The organism is Streptosporangium sp. H16 (assembly GCF_051918855.1).
GTDB lineage: Bacteria > Actinomycetota > Actinomycetes > Streptosporangiales > Streptosporangiaceae > Streptosporangium.
In genome coordinates this window covers 40850-48563 of sequence record NZ_JBPXMD010000043.1, presented here as the reverse complement: position 1 = coordinate 48563, position 7714 = coordinate 40850, and the positions used below count along the sequence as shown (strand labels likewise).

Sequence of the window (7714 nt, the reverse complement as noted above, 5' to 3'; positions counted from 1 at the left end):
GCCGTAGGACTTCTCCGCCTCCCGCTGGGACAAGGCGGCCTTGACGAGATTGAGCCCCCAGTTGAAGGCGAACCGGGACGCGCCGCAGTGGGAGGCGAGCAGGCGCGCCTGCTCGGGGGTGGGGTCCAGGGCATAGCGGTAGGCCTGGTGGACCCGCATCAACCCTCCCCCTCACGGTACGTCGCCGACCGTCAACGTAGCGTAGGAGTCATGATCAATGACTCCCCGATCGGCGAACAGACCGACGCCCGCCTCGGGAGCGCAGGAAGCCGCAGACGGAGCCGGTGGCCTTGCCAGCCGTGACGGTGGCGGTGGCGGTGGCGTCGAACTGGATCTCGTAGCCGCCCGCGACCGCCGAGGTGGGGCGGTGCAGGCGGGCACGTCGAGGAAGACGCCTCCACAGAAGAGACGCGGGCGACCCCACGGTGGTTGCGCCGTGCGAGGCGAGGGGATCGACGTCTGCGACCAGGATCAGCCGGCGGACCCCGGCCGGGCGATTCTGGAGGTGGCGGGCGGGCAGGCGCCCCGGCGCCTGGTCAACGAGCTCGCCGCGACGATCGCGGCGGGATCCTCACGGGTGGCCCTCGTCGTCGGGTCCGAGGCCATCTCGACGGTACGGCACCTGGCAGTGGCCGAGGACAGGCCCGATTTCGGGGAGACGGCCGAAGGTGATCTGGAGGACCGGGGCTACGGAGCGGTCACGGGTTCCGGAGAGTGGCCGCACAGGTGGTCGTGAAGCGGCCGCGCTAGGCTGGGTGGCGAGGGTCCCGCCGATGCCGGGGTCCTTGCGGCGGTGGGGCCCGCCGCACCCAACCGCGGCACCCGCTGCCGCCAACGGTCCCTACCCGTGACAGGTCGTGCCCGCCCAGCCGTGCCGGGCACCCACCACGTGTAGGGAGAGGCATGCGTACGAACCAGGCGAGGTTCACGGTGGCAACCGGGCCCATCGACCCCGACGTCGATCCCGACGCGGATCCACCCGCTCCGGCCGGTGCGCGCGAGCGCGGCGGGTCGCGTCGCTCACATCGCGTCGTCCTGGCGGTGATCGCCGCCGGTGGCGCGGTCGGTGCGGGGGCCCGCTACGGCGCCATCCTGCTGTGGCCGGCCGCGACCGGCTCCTTCCCGTGGGCCACGCTGGCGGTGAACGCGGCCGGTTGCCTGCTCATCGGTGTTCTCCTGGTCGTGCTCACCGAGGCGTGGGCCGCGCCGACCTGGGTACGCCCGTTCCTGGCCACCGGCGTGCTGGGGGGTTTCACCACCTTCTCCACCTACTGCCTGGACATCGAGCGCCTGGTCTCCGCCGGCCGGCCCGGTCCGGCGTTCGGTTACCTGGCGGCGACGGTCCTGGCGGCGCTGGCCGCGGTGATGGCCGGCGCGTGGACCACCCGCCGGCTCCTGGCGAGGACGACCAGGACGACCAGGACGGCGAGGACAGCGAGGACAGCGAGGACAGCGAGAACGAGGAGCGCGAGGAGGAGAGCGCGATGATTCCAGCCGGACGGGCGCTGCGGTTGACGATCTTCGTCGATGACACCGACACCTGGCACCACCGACCCCTGTACACCGAGATCGTGCACCGTGCCCACGCCGCCGGGCTGGCCGGGGCGTCGGTCTTCCACGGCCTCGAAGGCTTCGGCACCACCTCGATCGTGCACACCAGCCGGCTGCTGTCGATGGCCGACGAACTGCCGGTGGCCATCACGATCGTCGACACAGAGGAGCGGATCCGCGCCTTCCTGCCACAGCTGGACGACCTCCTCACCGAGGGGCTGGCCATCCTGGACGAGGTCGAGGTCGTTCGCCACCGGGGCGGGCGGCCGGTGTGAGCGGGTCGCAGAACTGGCTTGCGGTGCTGTTCGGCGGTGCCGTCGGGGCACCGCTGCGCTATCTGACCGACCGGGCCGTGCAGGCCCGCCACGACACGGTCTTCCCCTGGGGGACCTTCACCGTCAACGTGGCAGGCTCGCTGGTCCTGGGCGTCCTGACCGGGGCGGCACTGTCCGGCGCGGTGGGCACCGGCGTGCAGCTGCTGCTCGGCACCGGGTTCTGCGGGGCGCTGACCACGTACTCGACGTTCTCCTACGAGACGCTGCGGCTGGCCGAGAGCGGCGCGATCCTCTTCGCGGTGGCCAACGTCGTCGCCTCCGTCGTCGCCGGTCTGGGGGCGGTGTTCCTCGGTCTCGCCCTCGCTCAGACGATCTTCGCGTGACCTTCTTCCGCGGAGGTCCGGAAGCGAAGGTCCGGAAGACGCCCGGTCCCGGGGGGCGGGGACCATACGGCGCCACCTCGGGCTCGCGATGCCCGGGGTCACGCGGGTGGACGCCGTCAACCACCTCCTCGAAGATCCGTTTCGCGACCGCCGCGGGATTTCTCAGGTGGTCGAGAGCACCTGGTGGAGCCTGGCGGCGAACGCCTCGGGCTCGGAGCCGAAGCCCCCGTGGTCGCCGGGGAACGCCGTGGGCCGCGTGCCGAGCAGACCGGCCACGGCGACGGCGGCCCGGTACGGCGGCTCGCCCTCCGCCTTCTCGCCCACCGCGGCCACGACGCGCACCGAGGACGCCCTGAGCGCCGCGCCGTCGGGGGTGTACCGGGAGAACGGCGGCACCTCGTAGCCGATGAAGAACTCCGCGTTCCTCTCCAGCCGTCCCAGCATCTCCATCGTTTCCGGGTCCGGTGCCCCCTGCGGTGCCTGCGCGCCTCCCGGGATGCGTTCCGGCCCCTCGGCCGCCGGGTCACCCCCCGCCGGCGCGTCCTCCGCCCGCTCGCCGTCGCTCGCCACGAACGCGGCGGAGAGGGCCTGCATGGCGGCCCCGGCCCCCTCCTTGGCGAACGCCTCCTCCACGTCCCGGACGACGCCCCGCCAGCGGTCGCGGTCGGGCAGCAGCTCGAAGAGCGGCGGCTCGTGGGAGACCAGGACGCGCACCTGCTCGGGGTGGCGGGCGGCCAGCTCCAGGCCGATGATCGCCCCGGAGCTATTGCCGAAGACGTACGCGGGCTCGTCGGCGGTGACGCCCGCCTCCACCAGCACGCGGTGCGCGTCGTCGGCGTGCGTCTCGATGCTCTGCGGCTCCGGCGGCCCGTCCAGGGGGCTGCGCGAGTTGCCGCGCCGGTCGTAGGTCACCACCGTGTAGCGGTCGGCGAGCCGCCGGGCCAGCTCGGCGTAGCCGGCGGCGTCGTAGACCCCGCCGCAGATCAGCAGCAGGGTCGGCCCCGAGCCGCGGATCTCGTGGTGAAGGGTCGCGCCGGGCACCTTCAGGGTGCTCGTCTTCATGGGCCGCATGGTGGTGTCTCCTCGGTGCTTGCCGGTCTCGGTTCGGCCGGTCACCGAGGGGTCGGAGCCGCGGCCGCGCTCTCGACATTCTCGCGCGGGATTTCCCGGGAAACTTCCGCGCGGTCGCGAGTCGCCGTCCGGAAGCGCGCCGAAACGCCTGTGTCCTGGTCTCGTCGCGGCTGATGCGGGCCTTGGCGCCGGCCGTCCGCCTCACCCGGGCGTCTTCGACAACGATGTCCGGCCGCGTAACCCGCGAGGCCGCGGCGAACCTTCACGTTCTGGTTCGCCGCGGCCTCGCCCGTACCGGTGGAGTCCGGTCATCGCGGGTGCTCACCGCTTGGCAGCGGGCGGGCGTCCGCCGGTCCGGGATCAAAGCGGGATTTTCAGTGATCTTCCACTAGGGGATGGGGACGAAGGACTTGAACCGCCCGGCGGAGTAGCTGCGAAGGGTGTCCAGGACCGTGAAAGTCCCGGTGCAGTCCGCCGTACCGAAGAACTGGAACCTCGAGAACCCGGCGTCCCAGGCGGCGTGGAGGGTCGCGGTCGCAGGCACCGGGGTGCACCCGGCGGGCGGGGCCGGGTAGTGGGCGACCACGTTCCGCGCCGCGTCGAAGAAGTAAAGGCCCACCGGGTCGGACGAATTCGCCGAGGCGGCGGAAGCCGCAGACGCGCCGCCTCCAAGCACGAGAGTCGTAGCGGTGAGCAGGGCAGAACCGATCGCCGTTGTTTTGCGCACTGAACATCTCCATCACGTGGATCCGTTGACGCGAAGATCCTCCCCACATTTGGTTGATTTTTCAAGTGTTATTTTGACTCGTCGAGCAAAGGGGATGTCGTGCGAGGAGTCCGAACGTCCGGTCATGACCGTCGGTGAGAGCGTCCGCGCCGAACGGCATGCTCGGGCGGTCCTGGATCCGGGCCCGCCCCGGGCGCCGACGTCTCCTCCCGGACACTGCTCGCGGCGGTGGCCGACCTCGACCTTCCCGGCGACGCGGGGGCGGCCTACGTGGCGGGGGAGGCCAGGACCTGCCAGATGGTCCGCGACCACCTCGTGCGCGAACGCAACTGGCCGCGTACCTCGATCAAGGTCAAGCCGTTCTGGACACCGGGCAAGCGCGGGCTGCACTGACGCGCCGCACCGACGGTGGCCATCGGCCCGCCGGAGGCCGTCCCCGCCACGTCACCGTACGGAACCCGGCCCGGCCGTTCAGCCTTTCGTCCGCCGGACCTTGAGGACGTTGTCCCTGCGGGTGGTGGGCCGCCCGTCGGGGTCGTTCTGGATCCGGTCGTGTTCCTCGCAGAGCAGCACCTCCCACTCCCCTTCCGGGAGTTCCAGGCTTTCCAGGACCTCCTCCGGCGTGGGCAGGTGCACGTCGGGATGGGGATTGTGCTCCCAGGCGGGGAACCCCGCGTGCCCGACGACGAGGAGCGTCCCGCCGGGCGCGACCGCCGAGGCGGCGGCCCGCAGGATCTTCTCTCGCGGCATGTCACCGGGGGAGTGCAGGAAATGGGCGGAGACGAGATCGAAGACGCCGTCGGGGAAGGAGGCGCCCAGGTCGTGCCGTTGCCAGTCGACGAGGCCGGCGACGTCCGCCGCCTCGGCGTGCCGGGCGGCACGCTCCAGGGCGACGCCGGAGATGTCGGTGGCGGTGACGCGCCACCCCCGCTGTGCGAGCCAGATCGCGTCGGCTCCCTCGCCGCATCCCAGATCCAGGGCGCTGCCCGGCTCCACGCCGGTGAGCTCGCGGACCAGGATGACGTTGGGGTTCCCGCTCCAGATCCGGTCGCTCTCCCCGTAGCGGAGGTCCCAGAACTCCTCCTCCGGGATGGCGTCGCCCTTTGTGGGGGCGCCCTCCCGCGCGTGTTCGTGCGCGTGCCCGTGCCGGTCGGCGGCGCGGCGGGCGGCCACGGCCCGGCGGGTGTCCTCGGCGATCAGGTCGGCGTTGATCGCCGCGCCGGCGCGCACGCCCGCGGCGGCGGCGCCGATGACCTGCTCGGTCAGGGCTGCGACGTTTCCGGCCACCCACACCCCGGGCAGTGCCGTCGCCCCGGAAGGGTCGGCGGCGATGTGGCTGCCGACCACGTGCCCGCCCATCTCCTGGTCGGTCGTCTCAAGACCCAGGCCGGTGAGGAGGCCGGAGCGGGCGGTGAAGCGCGGGGTCACCACGAGGGCCTGGCGGGAGATCACCTGGCCGTCGGCCAGGCGTACGCCGGTGAGCCGGTCGTCCGTCGCCTCCAGCGCCGCCACCCGCCCCTCCACCACGGCGATGCCGCGGGCGGCGAGCCGCTCGTACTCCTCGGCGCCGAATTCGGGCGCGGTGTGCGGGAAGAAGGTGACGTCCTCGCTCCACTGCCGCCACAGCAGGGCCTGGTGGACCGCGAGCGGTCCGGTGGCCAGGACGCCGATCGCCTGGTCGCGTACCTCCCAGCCGTGGCAGTACGGGCAGTGCAGGACGTCGAGCCCCCATCGTTCCGCGAGCCCCGGCACCGGGGGCAGCTCGTCGGTCAGGCCGGTGGTCACCAGCAGCCGGTCCGCCACGACCGAGGAGCCGTCTTCGAGGACGACGCGGAAGTCCCCGCCCTCCAGCCGCTCGGCCGCCACGACGTCGCCCTTCACGACCTCGCCGCCGTAACCGGTCACCTCCGCGCGCCCCGTGGCCAGCAGCTCCGCGGGGGGCACGCCGTCGCGCGTCAGGTAGGAACGCACATGGGCCGCCGGGGCGTTGCGCGGCCGGCCCGCGTCGATCACCAGCACCGAGCGCCGTGCCCGTGCCAGGGTCAGCGCCCCGCTCAACCCGGCGGCGCCACCGCCGACGACCACCACCTCGTAGCGCCGTTCCCCGTTCGAGGGCGCGGCGGTCACCGTCTGTTCCGTTCGTTCGGTCATGTGTGATACCTCCGTTCACCGCAAATAGTCCGCCCTCATCCCGGAAGTTGACAAAATTCCTTGCCGGAACAGCAAATAGAGGCATGGCAGACGACACCTTCGCGAGCGTGCTGACCGCCGTGGGCCCGCGGCTGCGGGCGCTGCGCCGCACCCGTGGCACCACCCTCGCCCAGCTGAGCGAGACGACCGGGATCTCGCTCAGCACCCTCTCGCGCCTGGAGGGCGGGCAGCGCAAACCGACCCTGGAGCTCCTGCTGCCCCTGGCGAAGGCGTACGGCGTGCAGCTGGACGAGCTGGTCGGCGCGCCGGCGACCGGTGACCCCCGCGTGCACATGCGTTCCTTCACCCGGCACGGCATGACCTTCGTACCGCTCGCCCGCCATCTCGGCGGCCTGCGCTCCTACAAGCAGATAATCCCGGGCAGGCCGCACGGGAACGCGCCGCTGGAACAGCGGACGCACGAGGGCTACGGGTGGCTCTACACCCTGTCCGGCCGGCTGCGGCTGCTCCTGGGCGAGCACGACCTCGTCCTCGGCGCCGGCGAGGTGGCCGAGTTCGACACCCGCACCCCGCACGGGTGGGCCGCCGCAGGCCCTGAGCCGGTCGAGCTCCTCAGCCTGTTCGGGCTGCAGGGCGAGCGGATGCGCGTGCGGGCCGGCCCCGCCGGCAGGTGACCCGCGTACCGGTGGCGGTGGCCGTCACCGGTACGCGGGCGGCGGGGGCCTACGCGCCGAGGACCGGGAGCAGCTGCTCCTCCTCGTAGGTCAGGTGCCTTTCGAGCTCGTCGGTGAGCCGCTCGACCTCGGCGAGCACGAGCGGGGGATCCGCGCCCTCGGTGGAGAGGACCTCCCGCAACTCCTCGATGAGGACCGCGATCCTCTCGTGTTCCCGGCTCAGCCGCTCCAGGGTCGGGGCGAGTTCGGGGTGGCGTCCGGCGAGGAAGGGGAACATCGCGATGTCCTCGCCGGTGTGGTGGTTGTGCAGCCCCTGGCAGAGGGTGAGGCAGTTCACCCGCAGCTGGGCGCCCAGGCCGGCACCCGACTCGGTGACCTCCTTGCGGATCAGGGAGAGTTCCCGCCGGAACATGTCGTGAACCAGTTTGAGAGCCTCGCTCGCCGACGACGCCTTCGGCGGCCCGCTGTCGACACCTTGAAGGGCGACCACGGGGATGACGCGCACCGTCCTGGCCTGGTAGTCGGCCCACCCGGGGTCGGCCTCGGCCGCGCGGGCGAAGAGGCGGTCGCGTTCGGCGCCCTCCAGGACGACGGCTCGTGCCTCGTAGGTGAAGAGGCCGTCCTCGACCGTGACGAGAGGGTTGGCCACCAGGTTGTGGAACCAGGCGGGGTGGTTCGGCGCGCCACCGGCCGAGGCGATGACCAGGACCCGCTCGCCGCCGTCGGGAAGGTAGCCGAGCGGGGTCGTGTGCCGGGCGCCGGATCGCGCCCCGACGGTGGTCAGCAGGAGCAGCCGGGCTCCCTCGAAGGGGCCACCGACCTTCCCACCGTTGGCGCGGAACTCCTCGATGATCTGCTGGTTGAATTCATTGGGCATTCTCT

Annotated in this window: 10 protein-coding genes and 1 pseudogene; 6 read left to right on the top strand and 5 right to left on the bottom strand. The window is 72.2% G+C overall.

What is annotated here, in order from left to right; all coding sequences use genetic code 11:
• Nucleotides 1-159 (bottom strand): helix-turn-helix domain-containing protein (locus ACTOQ2_RS39130; protein WP_440106327.1); only part of this gene is annotated, 159 nt, incomplete at its 3' end.
• A 277-nt stretch (nucleotides 160-436) separates the two neighbouring features.
• On the opposite strand from ACTOQ2_RS39130, the gene ACTOQ2_RS39125 reads away from it, so the two are divergent.
• From ACTOQ2_RS39125 to crcB, 4 genes are all read left to right on the top strand, one after another.
• Nucleotides 437-736, top strand: coding sequence for a hypothetical protein (locus ACTOQ2_RS39125; protein ID WP_440106321.1), 300 nt, complete (start codon nucleotides 437-439; stop codon nucleotides 734-736).
• Nucleotides 737-903: 167 nt separating this feature from the next.
• Nucleotides 904-1488, top strand: coding sequence for a fluoride efflux transporter FluC (locus ACTOQ2_RS39120; protein ID WP_440106319.1), 585 nt, complete (start codon nucleotides 904-906; stop codon nucleotides 1486-1488).
• Nucleotides 1485-1826: a DUF190 domain-containing protein gene (locus tag ACTOQ2_RS39115; protein ID WP_440106317.1), complete on the top strand. Its 342-nt coding sequence runs from the start codon at nucleotides 1485-1487 to the stop codon at nucleotides 1824-1826. Before ACTOQ2_RS39120 ends, ACTOQ2_RS39115 begins: the two co-directional genes overlap by 4 nt.
• Nucleotides 1823-2209 (top strand): fluoride efflux transporter CrcB, encoded by a 387-nt coding sequence (gene crcB / locus ACTOQ2_RS39110; RefSeq protein ID WP_440106315.1) that lies wholly within the window; start codon nucleotides 1823-1825, stop codon nucleotides 2207-2209. Before ACTOQ2_RS39115 ends, crcB begins: the two co-directional genes overlap by 4 nt.
• A gap of 162 nt (nucleotides 2210-2371) precedes the next feature.
• Here the strand turns inward: crcB and ACTOQ2_RS39105 are convergent, their stop codons facing one another.
• Both ACTOQ2_RS39105 and ACTOQ2_RS39100 read right to left on the bottom strand, forming a co-directional pair.
• Nucleotides 2372-3271 (bottom strand): alpha/beta hydrolase, encoded by a 900-nt coding sequence (locus tag ACTOQ2_RS39105; RefSeq protein ID WP_440106313.1) that lies wholly within the window; start codon nucleotides 3269-3271, stop codon nucleotides 2372-2374.
• Nucleotides 3272-3668: 397 nt separating this feature from the next.
• Entirely contained in the window at nucleotides 3669-4007 is a 339-nt protein-coding gene (locus ACTOQ2_RS39100; protein WP_440106311.1) for a hypothetical protein, read from the bottom strand.
• A gap of 213 nt (nucleotides 4008-4220) precedes the next feature.
• On the opposite strand from ACTOQ2_RS39100, the pseudogene ACTOQ2_RS39095 reads away from it, so the two are divergent.
• Nucleotides 4221-4400, top strand: a pseudogene (locus ACTOQ2_RS39095) (SIP domain-containing protein); the annotation flags it as partial.
• Nucleotides 4401-4478: 78 nt separating this feature from the next.
• Here ACTOQ2_RS39095 and ACTOQ2_RS39090 read toward each other — a convergent pair.
• Entirely contained in the window at nucleotides 4479-6158 is a 1680-nt protein-coding gene (locus ACTOQ2_RS39090) for an FAD-dependent oxidoreductase (protein WP_440106309.1), read from the bottom strand.
• A gap of 83 nt (nucleotides 6159-6241) precedes the next feature.
• On the opposite strand from ACTOQ2_RS39090, the gene ACTOQ2_RS39085 reads away from it, so the two are divergent.
• Nucleotides 6242-6832 (top strand): helix-turn-helix domain-containing protein, encoded by a 591-nt coding sequence (locus ACTOQ2_RS39085; RefSeq protein ID WP_440106307.1) that lies wholly within the window; start codon nucleotides 6242-6244, stop codon nucleotides 6830-6832.
• A gap of 49 nt (nucleotides 6833-6881) precedes the next feature.
• Here the strand turns inward: ACTOQ2_RS39085 and ACTOQ2_RS39080 are convergent, their stop codons facing one another.
• Nucleotides 6882-7709, bottom strand: a complete 828-nt coding sequence (locus tag ACTOQ2_RS39080) for a nitroreductase/quinone reductase family protein (RefSeq protein ID WP_440106304.1) — start codon at nucleotides 7707-7709, stop codon at nucleotides 6882-6884.
• Nucleotides 7710-7714 lie beyond the last annotated feature (5 nt).